This is a genomic window from Kitasatospora sp. NPDC058444 (assembly GCF_042721415.1).
Classification (GTDB): domain Bacteria; phylum Actinomycetota; class Actinomycetes; order Streptomycetales; family Streptomycetaceae; genus Kitasatospora.
The window spans coordinates 1-19,159 of the sequence record NZ_JBHXLL010000079.1 but is presented as its reverse complement, the minus strand read 5'-3'; the positions used below and the strand labels follow the sequence as shown (position 1 = coordinate 19,159).

Genomic DNA, 19,159 nt, shown 5'->3' with positions numbered 1-19,159 from the left:
TCCGGTTGCTGACCGAGGCCCGGGCCTGGCCCGAGGTCGAGCGGCCGCGCCGGGCCGGGATCTCCTCCTTCGGGATCAGCGGCACCAACGCCCACACCATCATCGAGGCCGTCACCGAGCAGGTCGCCGAGCCGGCGGGTACCGAGGCCCCGCTGTTGCCCGTCCTGCTCTCCGGGGCCACCCCGGAGGCGCTCTCGGCCCAGGCGGCGAAGCTGACCGCCCTGGTGGACGCGCCGATCGCCGACCTCGCCTTCTCGTTGGCCACCGGCCGCTCCGAGCTCGGCCACCGGGCCGCGCTGATAGCCCGTGACCGGGACGAACTGGCCGTGGGGCTAGCCGCGTTGACGGCCGGTGAGGCAGCGCCCGGCGTGCTGCGCGGCAAGCCGGTGGCCGGCAAGCTCGCCTTCCTGTTCACCGGGCAGGGCGCGCAACGCCCGGGAATGGGCCGTGAGTTGTACCAGCGCCACCCGGTCTTCCGACGCGCGTTGGACGAGGTCTGCAGCCAGCTGGACACGCACCTCGACCGGCCGCTGCGGGAGCTGATCTTCGATCAGGACGCCGAGCTGCTCGACCAGACCCGATACACCCAGAGCGCCCTGTTCGCTCTGGAGGTCGCGCTCTTCCGGCTGCTGGAGTCCTGGGGCATCAGGCCGGACTTCCTGGCCGGGCACTCCATCGGCGAGCTGACTGCCGCCCACGTCGCGGGCGTGCTGAGCCTTCATGACGCCGCTCGCCTGGTCGCGGCCCGGGGCCGCCTGATGCAGGCACTGCCCGTCGGTGGTGCGATGCTGGCCGTCGACGCCACCGAGGAGGAGGTGCTGCCGCACCTCGGGGAGGCCGTGAGCATCGCCGCCGTCAACGGGCCGAACGCCGTCGTGGTGTCCGGTGCGGAGGAGGCGGTGGCCGCCTTCGAGGCCGCCTTCACTCACCGCAGGACCAAGCGCCTCCGGGTCAGCCACGCGTTCCACTCGCCGTTGATGGACCCGATGCTGGCGGAGTTCGCCGAGGTCGCGCGCACCCTTGAGTTCGCCCCGCCGACCGTGCCGATCGTCTCCAACCTGACCGGCGAGCGGGCCACCACCGAAGAGCTGACCTCACCCGAGTACTGGGTGCGACACGTGCGCGAGGCCGTCCGCTTCGCCGACGGGATCCGCACCCTGGAGGCCGAGCAGGTCCGCACCTTCCTGGAACTGGGCCCCAACGCGGTGCTCTCCACCATGGGCACGCACTGCCTGGCTGACCCCGAGCGCTCGGCGCTGATCTCCGTGCTGCGCCAGGACAAGGAGGAACCCCTGGCCCTGGCCACGGCGTTGGGCGCGCTGCAGGTGCGCGGCGTCCCGATCGACTGGGAGCGGCTCTACGACGGTACGGCGGTGCGCCGGATCGACCTGCCGACGTACGCCTTCCAGCGCCGACGGCTCTGGTTGGAGGACGGACCGTCAGGGCCGAGCGAGGCGGCCGGCCTCGGCCAGGCGGCGGCCGGGCACCCGCTGCTCGGTGCCGAGCTCAGGCTGGCGGAGAGCGACACCACCGTGCTGACCGGACGCCTCTCGCTGAGCACCCACCCGTGGCTGGCCGAGCACGCCGTCGCCGACGTGGTGCTGCTGCCCGGCAGTGCCTTCGTGGAACTGGCGGTCCAGGCGGGCGACCGGGTGGGCAACACCCTGGTCGAGGAGTTGACCATCGAACGGCCGCTGGTGCTGCCCGCGCAGGGCGGGATCCAGCTCCAGGTGGTCACCGGCGCCGATGACGGATCCGGGCGCCGCCCGGTCACCGTGCACGCCCGCATCGAGGAGAGCGGCGCCGCATGGACCAGGCATGCCACCGGCGTCCTGGCCCCGCTGAGCGCGCCGGAACCCGCCGCGCTTCAGGCCTGGCCGCCGACCGGTGCCGTGCCCGTCGACCTCGACGGCAGCTACGACCGCCTCGCCGACCAGGGTTACGGCTACGGCCCGTTGTTCCGCTGCCTGCGGGCCGCCTGGCGGCTGGGCGAGGAGGTCTACGCAGAGCTCGCCCTGCCCGAGGAGGCCGAGCAGACCGGGTTCGGCCTGCACCCCGCGCTGCTCGACTCCGCGCTGCACGCCATCGACCTGCTGGACGGCCAGGACCCGACGGTGATGACCCTGCCGTTCTCCTGGGAGGGCGTGGCGCTGTACGCGGCGGGTGCCTCGGCCCTGCGGCTGCGGCTCACCCCGCAGAGCACCGAGCAGCTGAGCCTGCAGCTCTTCGACGGCGCCGGCGCAGCAGTCGCCGTGGTGTCGGCGCTGCGGATCCGGCAGGTGTTCGCCGAGCAGCTGAACGCGGCCGCGGCCGCGGTCACGGCCGCCTCGGGCTCCGGCGACCTGTTCGAACTGCACTGGGTGCCGGTGCCGTTGGCGGCTCTCCAACAGGACGAAGCGCAGCTCGAACCGGACACCGTGACCATCACCGTCGACGGCGTTCCGCACGCTCCGGCCCAGGCCGGTCAGGCTGCTCACCGCGCCCTGGCCGTCCTCCAGGAGCGGCTCGCCGAGGACCGTGCCGAGGGCGCGCCGCTGGTGGTCGTCACCCGGGGTGCGGTGGGCGTGGACGGCGCGCAGGACCCCGCGCAGGCCGGTATCTGGGGTCTGGTGCGCGCGGCGGCCGTCGAACACCCCGACCGTCTGGTCCTGGCCGATCTCGACGAGGATCCCGCCTCCGAGGCCGCCCTGGCGGCGGCGGTGGCCACCGGGGAACCGGAGTTGGCGCTGCGGGCCGGTCAGGCGTACGTCCCGAGGCTGGCCGAGGCCACGGCCTTCGAGCGCGTCAGCCCGCTGGACCCGCAGGGCACCGTGCTCATCACGGGCGGTACCGGCAGCCTCGGCCGCCTGCTCGCCCGGCACCTGGTGGGCGAGCACGGCGTCCGGCACCTGTTGCTGACCAGCCGCACCGGGGTCCTGCCAACGGAGCTGGCGGACCTGGCCGAGCTGGGCGCGACCGTGACGGTGGCCGCCTGCGACGCCGCCGACCGTGAGGCCATGGCCGCGCTGCTCGACGACATCCCCGTCGAGCACCCGCTGACGGCGGTGGTGCACGCCGCCGGGGTCCTGGACGACGCTCTGATCTCGGCGCTCACCGATGAGCGCCTGGACGCGGTGCTGCGGCCCAAGGCGGACGCGGCCTGGCACCTGCACGAGCTGACTGCGGGCCTGGACCTGGCCGCCTTCGTCCTGTTCTCCTCGGCCGCCGCCACCCTCGGGGCCGCCGGGCAGGGCAACTACGCGGCGGCCAACGCCTTCCTGGACGCCCTGGCCGCCCAGCGGCGCTCGGCCGGACTCCCCGCGCTCTCGCTCGGCTGGGGCCTGTGGGACACCGGCTCCGGGATGGCCGGCTCGCTCGGCGAGGCGGAGCTGCGCCGACTCTCCCGGGACGGCATCCAGCCGCTGTCGGTCGACCGGGCGCTCGCGCTCTTCGACCGGGCGCTGACCTCGGACCAGTCGCTGCTCCTGCCGATGCGGGTGCAGCCGACCGAGCAGGCGCCCCCGATGGTCCGCGCGCTGGCCGCCCGGATCCCGGCCCGCCGCACCGCCCAGGCGGGGCCGGCCGCGACCGACAAGCCGCAGCTCAGTCCGCTGCCCGAGCGGCTCGCGGCGCTCTCCCCGGTGGAGAGCAGGCAGTTGCTGCTGGAGGTCGTGCGCGGCCACGTTGCCGAGGTGCTCGGACATTCGAGCGCCGAGGCGGTGGATCCGGAGCGCGCGTTCGGTGAGCTGGGTGTGGACTCGCTCTCCGCGCTGGAATTGCGTAACCGGATCAGCGCCGACACCGGCCTGCGCCTGTCCTCCACCCTCACCTTCGACTACCCGACCCCGGTGGCCATCGTCGACCACCTCTTCGACGAGCTGGTCGAAGACGTGGACGGTGTGCCGGATGTCGAAGCCGAGGTGATCCGCCTGGAGTCCCTGCTGGAAGAAGCCGCTTCGGCCAGCTCGGTCAACGAGGAGCAGCGCTCCCGGGTGGCCCTGCGCCTGCGCGCCCTGACCGCCAGGTGGGCCGGCGACCTGCACCCGGAGGCAGCCGACCAGGGCGGCCCGGAGCTGGACACGGCCACCGCCGACGAGCTCTTCGATCTCCTCGACGACGAGCTCGGCAAGTTCGACTAGCAGGACCGGGGGGTCTGCCCGGCGGGATCGCGCCGAGCAGACCCCCCGGAGGCCGCGAGGCGGTGCCGGTGGCATCACCGGCACCGCCCTCCCGGCCGCCCGCCTCAGCACGAGCAGCTCGGAATCCCCGGCCCACCCCGACACCCGAAGGGAGCCCTCCCGATGCACCAACGCCAAAGCCGCCGCCGACTGCCCGCGGGGCGGTTCGGACGCGGCGGCTTCGGCGCCGGGCAGCAGGCCTTCCAACAGGCCTTACAGCGCCAACCGGCGCCAGAGAACTGGGAGTTCCTTGGTGGCCACGGCGCGCTGGCGAGGGCGGTGATTGGTGGCCGACTGGTGCTCGGGCAGCGCGGTGATCTGTCGTTCCAGGAGCTTGGACGGCAGTTCGGTGCGGCTGGCGACGTTCAACTTCCGGTACACGCGGGTGAGGTGCTGTTCGACCGTGCTGACCGTCACATGGATGCGGCCGCTGATCTCACGGTTGGTGTATCCGAGCGCGGCCAGGACGGCGACCCGGCTCTCCGCGTCGCTGAGCAGCGAGGCGAGGTCGGCAATCGGGGTGGCTGCGGGGCCGGCGGCGGGCGAGGGGGTGGCAGGGGAGTCGGCGGGCACCGGTTCGTTCTGCGGCATCCCGCCGTCCGCCGCCGCCTGCGGCTCGCCGCCGCCGGCCTCCTGGGCGGCTTGACGCTCCATCAGGCGGGCTCTGGCGTAGTCGCCCAGCTCGTAGTAGGTGGCGGACAGGTCGGCGAAGGCCAGCGCGAGTTCCAGCCGGTCGCCGCAGGCCTGCAACAGGTCGATCGACTCGCGCAGCAGCGCGGTGCGGTGCCGCGGCTGGCTGGTGCCGGCCAGTACCCGCAGGGCGATCGCCCGCGAGCGGGTGCCCAGTGGGTGGCGCTGCCCGGCCTGCTCCTCCGCCAGCTCCTTGGCGACCCGGGTGTTGCCGATCCGCAGGTTGGCCTGGGCGAGGTCGGTGCGCCAGGGGACCATCGGCTGCAGGGAGGGGCTGCGGTCGCGCATCAGGTGCCCGCAGGTCTCGAAGTCGTTCAGCGCCGCGAACGGCCGGTCGGTGGACAGGTAGTGGTGTCCCCGGGCGCGCAGGTACTGCACGCCGAAGCTGGTGTTGAACATGCTGTCCGGCACCTTGCGCCGCAGCAGCTGCGCCGCGGTCTCGTGCCGGCCCATGGCCGTGTTGGCGGAGATCGCCGCCGACAGCGGCAGGCCGATCAGGACACCCCAGGCCTGGGAGTGCAGCAGTTCGAGCGCCTCGGTGGCCTTGGCCTCCGCGGTGCCCGGATCACCCTGCAGCAGGGCGATCTTGGCTCGGATGCCGAGCAGCAGCGCCTGCCAGGTGGTCCACCCGCGCCGCACCGAGTCGCTCAGCAGCGCCTCGCAGACCTCGATCGCGGTCTGGACCTGGCCGGTGAAGGCGATGACCAGCAGAGAGATGACCGTCAGTTCCAGTTTCAGGTCGCTGACCTGGTCGCTGTACAGGGCCTCGGTCACCTGCGCCACCGACGCGGCGCTGACCCTTCCACTGACCAGCAGGGCCACCGTGGCCCACAGGGTGTTCACCTTGCCCGTGGTGGCCCGTTCCAGGGTGGCCATCTTGGCGAGGTCACTGCGGTGGCTGACCTGGGGCACGCCGAAGAAGCAGTGCCGGACGAACTCCACCTCGGCCAGCACGTGGGCGTCGCCCGGGGCGAGCGAGGCGGCCAACGCGGTCACGGCCTCGTCGGCGAGGCCGGTCTCGCCCTGCCAGAGCATGTGCCGCACCACGGTGGCCGCGTCCCGCGCTTCCAGGTCATCGCCCAGCACGCGCCGGTGGAGCGGATTGAGGTGCGGGGTCACGGCGGCCGGGTTCACCCGCCACTCCGCCCGCGCCAGCGCGGTGGAGAGGGCGTGCCGTTCCTGCTCGTCCGCGGACTCGCGCAGGGCCAGGCGCAGGTAGCCGGTGGACCGTTCGACGTCGTCCGCGGCCAGCGCCTGCTCGGAGGCCAGTCGCAGCACCGACAAGCCCCAGGGCTCGTCGACCCGGCCCGCGGCCATGAGGTGGTGGGTCACCACGGGTGCGGGCGCCCCGTCCAGATAGAGCAGTCGGGCGACCCTGCCGTGCAGCTGCGAGCGCTCGCGGGGATCGAGGTCGCTCAACACCGCGTTGGCGGCGGCGGGCAGGCGGAAGCGGTAGCCGTCGAGCAGGCCGGTGGAGCTCAGCACGTCGACCACGACCTGCACCGCGTCAGGGCCGACCGACAGCAGCAGCGCGGCGGTCCGGGCGTTGGCGTGGTCGCCGAGCGCGGCCAGCGCCCTGGCGACGGAGAGGTGTCTGGGCTCGCCTCGGTAGAGGAAGGCCAGCACCGCGTGCCGGTAGGCGATGCTCGGCACGGGCTCACCGAGTTCGGTGCCGAACTGGGTGCCGTCGTCCAGGAGGGCGTGCATCAGCATGGGGTTTCCGCCGGTCACCTGGTGGTAGGTGGCGCTGATCTCGGCGGGCACCGACCGGTTGGCCTGGGCGGCGAGCATCCGGGCCACGCCCTGCTCGGACAGTGGCGCCAGCCGGACCCGGTGGTGTGGTTGGCGGCTGAGGCCGTCGTGGATGAGCGGGTTCGGCAGCGCGCACTGCTCCCAGCCGGCACAGAGCACCGTGATCCGCTTGTTCCTGATCCGCCGCTGGAGGTACAGCAGGGTCTGAAGGGACTGGGTGTCCAGGAGGTGGGCGTCGTCGATGACGATGGCCAGGGGACGTTCTCTGGCTAACTCCAAGATCGGTGCGGACACGGCTTGGAGAAGGGTTTCCGGGGCGTATTGTGTGCCGCCGTGGTCCAGTCGACCCGATGCCGTTCGGTATCCGGCACCTGACGCTGAGTTGACTTCGATGTCAGGCTGTAATGAGTCTTCCAGAACATCCGTCGGGAGCTCGCCGCTGTGCAGGAGTTCCCGGATGGCGCTCATCGGCTGGGCCCGCTTCTGAGGGGAGCCGAGGGCGGTCAGCAGCCCGGCGCCGGTCTTGCCCGCGGCGTTTGCGAACTCGTGGAGCAGCTTGGTCTTTCCGACCCCCGGGCCGCCGGTGACGATGACAAGCTGCCCCGCTCCGGCGACGCACTCGGCGAACGCGTCGCGTAGGGTCTCAAGTTCTCGATGGCGCTCGAATAGGCGCACCATGACCTCCCCCGTAATGGCCTCCCCCGTGGCCATTGTTTTTGAATTGAATCCGCGAAAGAATTTACCGGGGACGCCCACCCTTATGGGTCCCCTTGGCAATATCTTTGCTGTGCGACGACAATTGCTGGAAACGCGGAAGTGAAATCTTCTCTACAGCAGAAAGTCACCTGCTGCCATCATTGGAATTGCCTGCCCCGTCGGCGTTTCGCGTGGCGTGGGCGGCGGGGATGGCACTGTTGTCTCGGACTGGTCCAGACCTCCCGGGGTCGGGCGGGCTTGCCCGGATGCTCCGGGTCGATCGTGGACTTGTGGCTGCTCAGGGGACCTCTTCCCCTTCCCCAGAGCCGACTTGACGTTATGTTTGGTTCACCAGTGTTGTCAACATCGGTCTCGCCGGCTGGTCGGCGGCGGGCGATCCGCGCAGGTCCGCTGGTGGTGGCCGCCATGTCGGCGGGCCAATCGGCGCGGCAATCGACATGCTTCGGAAAGCGGGGGCCAGTTCGCTCCAGGGGGCAGTAGGGGGTGACCCCGACACCCCCTGATCCCTAGCCTCCCAAAGGCGGGGACATGGACCGACGAGCCGGGATCCCGCGTTTCCGAAGGCTTCGATCCCGATCGGATGACTGCGTTGGCGAACAACGAGGACCGACTGCTCGACTATCTCAGGCGAACCACTTCGGATCTGCGCGAGACGCGGCGCAGGCTGCGCGAGTCGGAGTACCGCGCGCACGAGCCGATCGCGATCGTGGGGATGGCCTGCCGGTATCCCGGCGGGGTCGCCACGCCCGAGCAACTGTGGGACCTGGTGGCCGCCGGCGCCGACGCGGTGTCGGACTTCCCGGCCGACCGGGGCTGGGACGTCGAGTCACTGTACGACCCAGACCCCGCGCGGGCGGGCAAGACCTACGCCCGGACCGGGGCCTTCCTGCACGACGCCGCCGACTTCGACCCGGACTTCTTCGGCATCTCGCCGCGCGAGGCGCTGGCGATGGATCCGCAGCAGCGGCTGCTCCTGGAGACCTCCCACGAGGCCTTCGAGGACGCCGGCATCGTCCCCACGGCGCTGCGCGGCTCTCGTACCGGCGTCTTCGTCGGCGTCATGTACAACGACTACGCGACCCGGCTGCTCTCGGTTCCGGACGACCTCGACGGCTATCTGGCCAACGGCAGTGCCGCCAGCGTGGCCTCGGGCCGGGTGGCCTACACCTTCGGCCTGGAAGGGCCCGCCGTCACCGTCGACACGGCCTGCTCGTCCTCGCTGGTGGCACTGCACTGGGCGGTCAAGGCGCTGCGGTCGGGCGAGTGCACGCTGGCGCTGGCGGGCGGGGTGACCGTGATGTCCACCCCCGAGACCTTCATCGACTTCAGCCGGCAGCGCGGCCTGGCCCCCGACGGCCGCTGCAAGGCCTTCGCCGAGGGTGCCGACGGCACCGGCTGGGGCGAGGGCGCGGGCATGCTGCTGGTCGAGCGGCTCTCCGACGCCCAGCGGCTCGGCCACCGGGTGCTGGCCGTGGTCAAGGGCACCGCGATCAACTCCGACGGAGCCAGCAGCAGGCTCACCGCACCCAACGGCCCCTCCCAGCAGCGGGTGATCAAGCAGGCGTTGGCGAGCGCCGGCGTCTCCCCGGCGGACGTCGACGTGGTCGAGGCGCACGGCACCGGTACCGCGCTGGGCGACCCGATCGAGGCCCAGGCCCTGCTCGCGGCCTACGGCCAGGACCGGCCCGAGGGCCGGCCGCTGTGGCTCGGCTCGATCAAGTCCAACCTCGGGCACACCCAGGCCGCCGCGGGCGTGGCCGGGGTGATCAAGATGGTGCAGGCGATGCGGCACGGCGAGCTGCCCAAGACCCTGCACGTGGACCGCCCCTCCACCCAGGTGGACTGGACGGCGGGCGAGGTCCGGCTGCTGACCGAGGCCCAGGAGTGGCCCGAGAGCGGACGGCCCCGGCGAGCGGCGGTCTCCTCGTTCGGGATCAGCGGCACCAACGCGCACGTGGTCCTCGAACAGGCCCCGGCGCTCGAACCGCAGACCGAGGCGGACAGCGAGCCGCGGGCCGGGGCGCAGGACGAGGCGGAGACCGCGAAGAGCCAGGCGCAGAGCGCCGACGCCCCGGCGGTGACCCCCGCACCGCGACTGGACGCCGTCCCGTGGCTCCTGTCGGCGCGCACCCCCGAGGCGCTTGCCGAGCAGAAGGGCCGGCTACACGCCTGGGTCGAGGCCCGCCCCGAGCTGGACCCGGCCGAGGTGGCCTTCTCGCTGGCCTGCGCCCGCTCCTCCTGGGAGCACCGTGCGGTGGCCGTCGGCGGCTCCACCGAGGAGCTGCTGGCAGCCCTGGTCCTGGCCGCGGGCACCGCGGTCGGTAACGGGAAGCTGGCGTTCCTCTTCACTGGGCAGGGCTCGCAGCGCCTTGGCATGGGGCGGGAGCTGTACCGGGCGTTCCCTGTCTTCGCGGCCGCCTTCGACGAGGTATCCGCCTTGCTGGACCCGGAGCTGGAGATCCCGCTTGCCCGGGTGATCGAGGCGGAGCCGCAGCTGCTGAACCGCACCGACTACGCCCAGGCGGCGATCTTCGCCGTCGAGGTGGCACTCTTCAGACTCGTGGAGTCGCTGGGCGTGTGCCCCGACTACCTGGTCGGCCACTCGGTCGGCGAGCTGGCCGCCGCGCACGTCTCCGGCGTGCTGTCGCTGGAGGGCGCGGCCGCCATGGTGCTGGCGCGCGGCGGCCTGATGAGCCGGCTGCCCGCGGGTGGCGCGATGGTGGCGATCCGGGCCACTGAGGCCGAGGTGCTGCCGCTGCTCTGCGAGCGGGTGGGCCTGGCCGCGGTCAACGGGCCGCGCTCGGTGGTGGTCTCGGGCGAGGAGGAGGCGGTGCTGGCGCTCGCCGCCCGGTTCGAGAAGAGCACCCGCCTGACCGTCTCGCACGCCTTCCACTCCCCGCTGATGGAGCCGATGCAGGCCGAGTTCGCCCTCGTCGCCAAGGCGCAGTCCTACGGCGCGCCGGGCATCCCGATCGTCTCCACCCTGACCGGCGCCCTGGCCGGCGCCGAGGAGCTCGGCTCGCCGGACTACTGGGTCGACCACGTCCGCCGACCCGTGCGGTTCGAGCCGGCGCTGCGCGCGCTTGCGGCCCTGGGCGTGCGCAGGCTCCTGGAACTGGGACCGGACGCGGTGCTGACCGCTATGGCGCAGGACTGCCTCGACGGTGACTTGGCGGCCGCCGCGACGATGCGCCGCGACTCGGCCGAGACGAGGGAGCTGCTGGGCGGCCTGGGGCGGTTGCACGCCGACGGCGTGCCGGTCGACTGGGCCGCACTCTTCGAAGGCCGTCGCCCGAACCGGGTCGACCTGCCGCTCTACCCGTTCCAGCGCACCAGGCTCTGGCTGGAGGCCACCGCCGCCGGCGGCGACCCGAGCGGCCTCGGTCAGCTCCCCGTCGAGCACCCGCTGCTGGCCGCGGCGACCGAACTGCCCGATTCGGGCGGGCTGGTGCTGACCGGGCGGCTCTCCCGCTCAGCCCAGCCCTGGCTGGCCGACCACGCCGTGCACGGCACGGTGCTGCTGCCCGGTACGGCCCTGGTGGAGCTGGCGATCCAGGCCGGCGACCGGGTCGGCTGCGCCCTGCTGGAGGAGTTGACGCTCCAGGCGCCGCTGACCTTGCCGGAGCAGGGCGCGGTGGCGGTGCAGGTCGCGGTCGGCGCCGAGGACGCCGGGCGGCGCACGGTCGCGGTGTACTCCCGGCCCGCGGACGCGCCGGACGCTCCGTGGAGTCAGAACGCCGGCGGACTGCTCACCAGCGCCGCTGAGGAGCCGCAGTTCGACCTACGGGTCTGGCCGCCCGAAGGGGCCGAACCCGTTGAGCTGGGCGAGCTCTATCCCAGGCTCATCGGGGTCGGCTACGGGTACGGCGAGGTGTTCCAGGGACTGCGCGCGGCGTGGCGGCGCGGCGAGGACCTGTTCGCCGAGGCCGCCCTGCCCGACCGTGCCCGGGCCACCGCCGCCGCCTTCGGTCTGCACCCGGCGCTGTTGGACGCGGCCCTGCACGTCAACCTGATCGACCTGGGTGACGGCCAGGCGGTGCTGCCGTTCAGCTGGGGCGGGGTCTCCCTGCACGCCGGCGGGGCCGGTGAGGTGCGGCTGCACGTCGCCAAGGCCGGCCAGGACGCAGTCTCGCTGTCGGTCGCGGACGGCACCGGCGCGCCGGTGGCCACCGTTCGCACGCTGGTGGCCCGCCCGGTCTCGGCGGGGCAACTGGCCGCCGGCCCGGGGGAGTCGCTCTTCCGCCTGGAGCAGGTTCCGCTCGACCCCGCCACAGCCGAAGCCCTGCCCGCGGACGTCGTGGTCTGCGGCCCCGACGACCTCGCTCTCGGCGTGCCGGTCCACCCGGACCTGGCGTCGATCGAGGCAGCGCCGAGCCTGATCGTCCTGCCGGCGGCCACGGTCGCCGGTGAGGTGCCCGCCGCGGTGCACGGGAGTGTCGGCGAGACCTTCGCCGTCCTCGGGGCCTTCCTCGCCGACCGGCGCTTCGACCACTCCCGGCTGGCGGTGGTGATCCGGGCCGGTGAACTCGCCCACGCGCCGCTGGCCGGACTGGTGCGGGCCGCCGAGTCGGAGAACCCCGGTCGCTTCCTGCTGGTGGACAGCGACGGCACTGCTGGCCTGGCCGCCGCGCTGGCCTGCGGCGAGCCCGAGGTCGCGGTGCGCGAGGGGGAGCTGTCGGTGCCCAGGCTCGCCAGGGCGAATCCGGCGCAGCCGCCGAAGTTCGACCCCGAGGCGTACGTGCTGATCACCGGCGGCCTCGGCGGCCTGGGACAGCTGATGGCCCGTCACCTCGCGGGCTCCCACGGCGTCCGGCGGCTGCTGCTGACGAGTCGGCGTGGCGCGGACACCCCCGGCGCGGCCGAGCTGAGGGCCGAGCTCGAAGGGCTCGGCGCCGAGGTCGCGCTGGCGAGCTGCGACGCGGCCGACCGCGGCCAACTCGCGGAGCTGCTGGGCCGCTACCAGGTCGGCGCCGTGGTGCACTCGGCCGGCGTGGTCGACAACGGGATGCTCGCCGCGCTCAGCCCCGAGCAGGTCGAGCGGGTGCTGCGGCCCAAGGTGGACGCCGCCTGGAACCTGCACGAACTCACGCAGGACCGCGAGCTCAGCGCCTTCGTGCTGTTCTCCTCCACCGCCGGCCTGCTGGTCGGTGGCGGCCAGTCCAACTACGCGGCCGCCAATGCCTTCCTGGACGGCCTCGCGGCCCACCGCAGGGTCGTCGGGCTGCCCGCCGTCTCGATGGCCTGGGGCCTGTGGTCCGAGGTCGGCGGCCTGGCCGACCAGGTGGACGCCGCCGATCTGGAGCGGATGCACCGGATGGGCCTGCCACCGCTGCCCGCCGCCCAGGGCCTGGAGCTGTTCGACGCCGCCCTGGCCGCCGAGGACGCCCTCGTGGTGCCGATGCGACTGGACGTCGCCGCGGTGCGGGCCAGGACCGACGGCGTCCCGACGCTGCTGCGCGGACTGGTCCGCGGCGCCTCGCGCCGCGCCGCCGGCGCCGCGGGCACCTCCCGCGCCGATGCGCAGAGCGGCTGGCGGGAGCGCCTCGCCCCGCTGCCGGACGCCGATCGCGACCGCCTGCTGCTGGAGTTGGTGCTCACCGGGGTGGCCGCCGTACTCGGCCACACCTCGGCCCAGGCGCTCGACCCGAACAAGGCGTTCCAGGAGATGGGCTTCGACTCGCTGGCGGCGGTCGAACTGCGCAACCTGCTCGGGACGGCCACCGGCCTCTCGCTGCCCGCCACCCTGGTCTTCGACCAGCCGGCACCGGCCGTCCTGACCGCCTACCTCAAGGCCGAACTCGTCCCCGGCCCGGCCGACCAGGCCCGGCTGATGGTCGCCGAGGTCGACCGGCTCGAAGTCGCGCTGACCGCACTGCCGGACCAGGACGGTTCACACGCCCGGATCACCGCGCGCCTCGAAGCGCTGCTGCGGACCTGGCGTGACACCCACAGCGCGGGCGGCGAGGCGCCGGACGACTTCGACACCGCCACCGACGAAGAACTCTTCGCGACGATCGACAACGAATCTGGAGTCCAGTGATGGTAGACCCGGCCAACGTCGACAGGCTCCGCGACTACCTGAAGCGGGCCACCAGCGAGCTGGAGCGCACCCGCCGCCGGGTGCGCGAGCTGGAGGATCTCAACCGCGAGCCGATCGCGATCATCGGGATGGCCTGCCGCTACCCCGGCGGCATCCGCTCGCCCGAGGACCTCTGGCGGATCGTCAGCGAAGGCGCCGACGTGATCTCCGGCTTCCCGGTGGACCGCGGGTGGGACGTGGAGAACCTCTACGACCCCGAGGTCGGCAAGCCCGGTAAGAGCTACGTGCGCCAGGGCGGCTTCCTGCACGACGCCGCCGAGTGCGACCCCGCGTTCTTCGGCATCAGCCCCAAGGACGCGCCCGGCACCGACCCGCAGCAGCGGATGCTGCTTGAGACCTCCTGGGAGGCTTTCGAGCGGGCCGGGATCGACCCGCAGTCGATGAAGGGCACCCGGACCGGCGTCTTCGTCGGCCTGATGCACCACGACTACGTGGGCGGCACCATCTCCGGCAGCATCGTCTCGGGCCGGATCGCCTACACGCTGGGCCTTGAGGGACCCGCGGTCACCATGGACACCGCGTGCTCCGCATCGCTGGTGGCCCTGCACCAGGCGACCCAGTCGCTGCGCCGCGGCGAGTGCGAGTTCGCCCTGGTCGGCGGTGCCGCGGTGATGGCCAGCCCCGAGATGTTCATCGAGTTCAGCGAGCGGCGGGCGCTGTCGGCCGACGGGCGCTGCAAGTCCTTCTCCGAGGACGCGGACGGCGCCGCCTGGTCGGAGGGCGCGGGTGTGCTGCTGGTGGAGCGGCTCTCGGACGCCCGGCGCAAGGGGCACCGGGTGCTCGCGGTGATCCGGGGCAGCGCGATCAACCAGGACGGCGCCTCCAACGGCCTGACCGCGCCCAGCGGCCCGGCCCAGATTCGGGTGATCCAGTCGGCGCTGGCCGACGCCCAGTTGTCGCCGAACCAGATCGACGTGGTGGAGGCGCACGGCACCGGCACCAAGCTCGGCGACCCGATCGAGGCCCAGGCGGTCATCGCCGCCTACGGGCAGAACCGGCCCGAGGGCCGGCCGATGTGGCTGGGCTCGATCAAGTCCAACATGGGCCACCCGCAGGCCGCCGCCGGCGTGGCGGGCGTGATCAAGATGGTCATGGCGATGCGCCACGGGGTGCTGCCCAAGTCGCTGCACTCCGAGCGCCGCACCTCCGCGGTCGACTGGTCGGCGGGCGACGTCGAGCTGCTGACCGAGGCCCGGACGTGGCAGACCTACGGTCAGCCGCGCCGCGCCGCCGTCTCGGGCTTCGGGATCAGCGGCACCAACGCGCACACCATCCTCGAAGAGGCCCCGGCCGAGGAAGTGGCGGAGCGGGCGCCGCGCGCCGCCCTACCGGCCGTGCCCTGGGTACTCTCCGCCAAGACCGCGGAGGCGGTCAAGGACCAGGCGAGCCGGCTGATCGCCGCGGCCGATGACCTCGATGTGCTGGACGTCGGCTTCTCGCTGGCCACCACCCGCGCCCTGCTCACCCACCGCGCCGCGGTGGTCGGCCACGACCGCGCCGAACTGCTGGAGGGGCTGCGCGCGCTGGCCGAGGGCCGGGAGCTGCCGCAGGTCGCCGCCGGCCCCGGTAAGCTCGCCGTGGTCTTCTCCGGCCAGGGCTCCCAGCGCCCCGGCATGGGGCGCGAACTGATCGAGAGCTTCCCCGGGTTCGCCCGTGCCTTCGACGAGATCTGCGCCGAGTTCGACCAGCACCTGGAGCGGCCGCTGCGTGAGGTGGTGCTGGACACCGAGTCCGAGCTGCTGAACCAGACCGTCTTCACCCAGGCCGGCATCTTCGCCTTCGAGGTCGCGCTCTACCGCCTGCTGGAGTCCTTGGGCATCCGCCCCGACCTGCTCGGCGGGCACTCGATCGGCGAGGTGGTCGCCGCCCATGTCGCCGGTGTGCTCTCGCTGAGCGACGCCGTCACCCTGGTCGCCGCGCGCGGCCGGCTGATGCAGGCGCTGCCCACCGGCGGCGCGATGGTCGCCATCCGGGCCGGCGAGGCCGAGGTCGCCCCGCTGCTCACCGAGGGCGCCGACCTCGCCGCGGTCAACGCCGAGCGCGCGGTGGTCGTCTCGGGCGACGAGGAGGCGGTGCTCGCGGTTGCCGCCCGGTTCGAGAAGACCACCAGGCTGAAGGTCTCGCACGCGTTCCACTCGCACCGGATGGACGACATGCTGGAGTCCTTCCGGGCCGTGCTCGACAAGCTGGAGTTCCACCAGCCGCAGCTGCCGGTCGTCTCCAACCTGACCGGATCGCTCGCCGACGAGCTGACCTCGCCCGACTACTGGGTGCGCCATGTACGCGAGGCCGTCCGGTTCCACGACGGTGTACGCACCCTGGTCGCCGAGGGCGTCACCCGGCTGCTGGAGGTGGGCCCAGACTCGGTGCTCACCGGCATGTCCCAGGACATCGTGGCCGAGGTGGTCGCCACCCAGCGTCGGGACCAGGGCGAGGCCAAGGCGCTGCTGACGGCGCTCGGCCGACTGCACGTCAGCGGCCTGAGCCCGGACTGGTCGGCGCTGTTCACCGGCGCCCGCGTGGTGGACCTGCCGACCTACCCCTTCCGGCGCGACCGGCACTGGGAGAACGCCCCGTCCATCACGGCGGCCACCGCCCTGGGCCGCGGCGGCGACGGGGGCGGCGAGTTCTGGGAGCTGGTCCGGGAGCAGGACGTGGCCGCGGTCGCCGCCACCCTCGGCGTGGACGACCAGGCCCCGGTGGCCGCGCTGATTCCGGCGCTGGCCTCCTGGTACGACCAGCGGCAGGCCAACGCCACGGTGGACGGCTGGCGTTACCGCGTCGGCTGGCGGATGCTGCCCGGCTCCGAGGACCGCGCCGCCGCGTTCCGCTGGCTGGCCGTGGTCTCCGAGGACCTGGCCCAGGACCCGTGGGTCGAGGCCGCGCTGGCCGCGCTGCGCGAGCGCGGCCACCAGGTCGAGCTGCTCGCCGTGCCCACGGCCGCGCAGCAGCGCACCGCCCTGGCCGAACTGCTCGATGGTCACGGTGCGGTGGACGGCGTTCTCTCCCTGCTGGCGCTCGACACCCGGGCCGCCGTGACCGCCGCGCTGATCCAGGCACTCGGCGACGCCGGCATCGAGGCCGGGCTGTGGGCCGTCACCCGGGACGCGATGGCCCACGAGTCCTCGGCCCGTCCGAGCGGATTCAGCCAGGCCGAGGTCTGGGGCCTGGGCCGGGTGGCCGCGCTGGAGCACCCCGAGCGCTGGGGTGGCCTGCTCGACCTGCCCGCCGAGCTCGGCCCGCTCACCCTGGCCCGACTCGCCACCGCGCTCACCGCCTACGGCGACGAGGACCAGCTGGTCCTGCGCGAGTCCGGCCTGTTCGCCCGCCGCCTGGAGCACGCGCCGGTGCGGCCCGGTGCCCCGTGGCAGCCCACCGGCACGGTGCTGGTCACCGGCGCCACCGGCGCGGTCGGTGCCCGGGTGGCGAGCTGGCTGGCCGAGCAGGGTGCGGAGCACCTGCTGCTCACCAGCCGCCGTGGCGAGGCGGCGCCCGGCGCCGCCGAACTGCGGCAGGAGCTGGCCGCGACCGGCACCAAGGTCACCTTCGCCGCCTGCGACGCGGCCGACCGCGAGAGCCTGGCCGCGCTGCTGGCCACCGTCCCGGCCGAGCATCCGCTGACCGCCGTGATCCACCTGGCCGGCGTGCTGGACGACGGCGTGCTGGACGCGCTCACCCCCGAGCGCTTCGCCACGGTGCTGCGGCCCAAGGCGCAGGCCGCCCTGAACCTGCACGAGCTCACCGCGGAGCTGGACCTGTCGGCGTTCATCCTGTTCTCCTCGCTCACCGCCACCGTCGGCGGCGCCGGGCAGGCCAACTACGCGGCCGCCAACGCCTTCCTGGACGCGCTGGCCGAGTACCGGCGCGGCGAGGGCCTGGCGGCCTCCTCGATCGCCTGGGGACCGTGGGGTGGCGGCGGCATGGCCGACCACGGCGCCGTGCGTGACGCGGGCCGCAACCTCGGCATCTCGGCGATGAACCCCGACCAGGCGCTGACCGCGCTGCGCCGGGCGCTGGAGAGCGGCGAGACCACGCTGACCGTGGCCGACGTGGACTGGACCAGGTTCGCGCCCGCCTTCGGCGCCGCCCGGCCCAGCCCGCTGCTGGCCGACCTGCCCGAGGTCCAGGGCCTGGCGGCGGCCGGCGGCGGTGACAACGCGGTCCCCGACGGCTTCGCCCAGAAGCTGGCCGCCCTGACCGGCGGCGAGCGCAAGCGCGCCCTGGTGGACCTGGTCTGCACCCAGGCCGCCACCGTGCTCGGCTACGGCGCGGCCGGCCGGATCGATCCCAGCACCGCCTTCCGCGACCTCGGCTTCGACTCGCTGACCTCGGTGGACCTGCGCAACCGGCTCAGCACCGCCGCCGGAGTGGCCCTGCCGGCCACGCTGGTCTTCGACTACGCGACGCCCGCCGCGTTGGCCGAGCACCTCGGAACCGAGCTGGGCGAGGGCGAGGACGGCTCCTCGGCCGACCTGCTGCTGGCCGAACTCGACCGGCTGGAGGCCGCGTTCGGCGGGCTGAAGGTCGAGGAGATCGAGCAGGGCCGGTTCACGGCCCGCCTGCAGGCGATGCTCAACGGGCTGACCGAGACCCTGTCCGCGGCCGGCGGCGAGTCGGTCGCAGGGCGGCTGGAGAACGCCTCCGCCGACGACGTCTTCGCCTTCATCGACAACGAGCTCGGCACGGCGTGACGACGTGAGCACGACCGCCGACCCCGCCCCGCACGCCAGGCTGAATCTTCCGCACAGAAGTGGCGACACTCGATGACCAACGATGACAAGCTGCTCGACTATCTCAAGAGGGTCACCGCTGATCTGGCCCAGACCCGGCAGCGGCTGCGCGACGTGGAGACCGAGGAGAAGGAGCCCATCGCCATCGTGGCGATGAGCTGCCGGTTCCCCGGTGGCGTCAGCACTCCCGAGGAGCTCTGGCGGCTGGTCGACGAGGGCACCGATGCCGTCACGGACCTCCCGGACAACCGGGGCTGGGACGGCGCCGCGCTCTACGACCCCGATCCGGACGCGTCCGGCAAGAGTTATGTGCTGCGGGGCGGTTTCCTGCACGGGGCCGCCGACTTCGAGCCGGACTTCTTCGGCATCTCGCCGCGCGAGGCGCTGCTGATGGACCCCCAGCAGCGGCTGCTCCTTGAGGTGGCCTGGGAGGCGCTGGAACGCGGCGGCATCGCGCCGGACTCGGTACGCGGCGCCCGGATCGGGGTGTTCGCGGGCACCAACGGCCAGGACTACCGCGACGTGCTGGCGAAGCTGCCGAAGGACCCCGAGGCGGCGCTCGGCACCGGCGTGCTGGCGGCGGTGATGGCCGGCCGGATCTCCTACACCCTCGGCACCGAGGGGCCCGCGGTCACCATCGACACCGCGTGCTCCTCGGCCCTGGTCGCGCTGCACCTGGCGGTGCAGGCGCTGCGCCAGCGCGAGTGCACGCTGGCGATGGCCGGCGGTGTCTCGGTGATGTCCACCCCGGGAGCGTTCATCGCCTTCAGCCGTCAGCGCGGGCTCTCCCCGGACGGCCGGTGCAAGTCCTTCGCCGACGGGGCGGACGGCACCGGCTGGGGCGAGGGCGCCGGGATGCTGCTGCTGGAGCGGCTCTCGGACGCCCGGCGCAACGGGCACCAGGTGCTGGCCGTGGTGCGTGGCTCCGCGGTGAACCAGGACGGTGCCTCCAACGGGCTGACCGCGCCCAACGGGCCGTCCCAGCAGCGGGTGATCCGTCAGGCGCTGGCGAG

5 protein-coding genes are annotated in these 19,159 nt (G+C 73.3%); 4 read left to right on the top strand and 1 reads right to left on the bottom strand.

Annotated features, from left to right (window positions below):
• Positions 1-4,118 (top strand): SDR family NAD(P)-dependent oxidoreductase (locus ACFWP2_RS39090; protein ID WP_380460816.1); only part of this gene is annotated, 4,118 nt, incomplete at its 5' end.
• A gap of 252 nt (positions 4,119-4,370) precedes the next feature.
• Here the strand turns inward: ACFWP2_RS39090 and ACFWP2_RS39085 are convergent.
• Positions 4,371-7,277 carry a helix-turn-helix transcriptional regulator gene (locus tag ACFWP2_RS39085; protein WP_380460814.1) on the bottom strand — a complete coding sequence of 969 codons (2,907 nt, stop codon included), beginning with the start codon at positions 7,275-7,277 and terminating at the stop codon, positions 4,371-4,373.
• A gap of 619 nt (positions 7,278-7,896) precedes the next feature.
• Between ACFWP2_RS39085 and ACFWP2_RS39080 the strand changes: the two genes are divergently transcribed.
• From ACFWP2_RS39080 to ACFWP2_RS39070, 3 genes are all read left to right on the top strand, one after another.
• Positions 7,897-13,356: an SDR family NAD(P)-dependent oxidoreductase gene (locus ACFWP2_RS39080; RefSeq protein WP_380460812.1), complete on the top strand. Its 5,460-nt coding sequence runs from the start codon at positions 7,897-7,899 to the stop codon at positions 13,354-13,356.
• Positions 13,356-18,107: a type I polyketide synthase gene (locus ACFWP2_RS39075; RefSeq protein WP_380460810.1), complete on the top strand. Its 4,752-nt coding sequence runs from the start codon at positions 13,356-13,358 to the stop codon at positions 18,105-18,107. Before ACFWP2_RS39080 ends, ACFWP2_RS39075 begins: the two co-directional genes overlap by 1 nt.
• 72 nt (positions 18,108-18,179) lie before the next feature.
• On the top strand, positions 18,180-19,159 hold a 980-nt coding region (locus ACFWP2_RS39070), incomplete at its 3' end, for a beta-ketoacyl synthase N-terminal-like domain-containing protein (RefSeq protein WP_380460808.1).

What these genes read in the sequence shown, in the direction of transcription:
- ACFWP2_RS39075 (WP_380460810.1), top strand. Translation starts at nt 13,356, where the DNA reads ATGGTAGACCCGGCCAACGTCGACAGGCTCCGCGACTACCTGAAGCGG.
- ACFWP2_RS39080 (WP_380460812.1), top strand. Translation starts at nt 7,897, where the DNA reads ATGACTGCGTTGGCGAACAACGAGGACCGACTGCTCGACTATCTCAGG.
- ACFWP2_RS39085 (WP_380460814.1), bottom strand. Translation starts at nt 7,277, where the DNA reads ATGGTGCGCCTATTCGAGCGCCATCGAGAACTTGAGACCCTACGCGAC.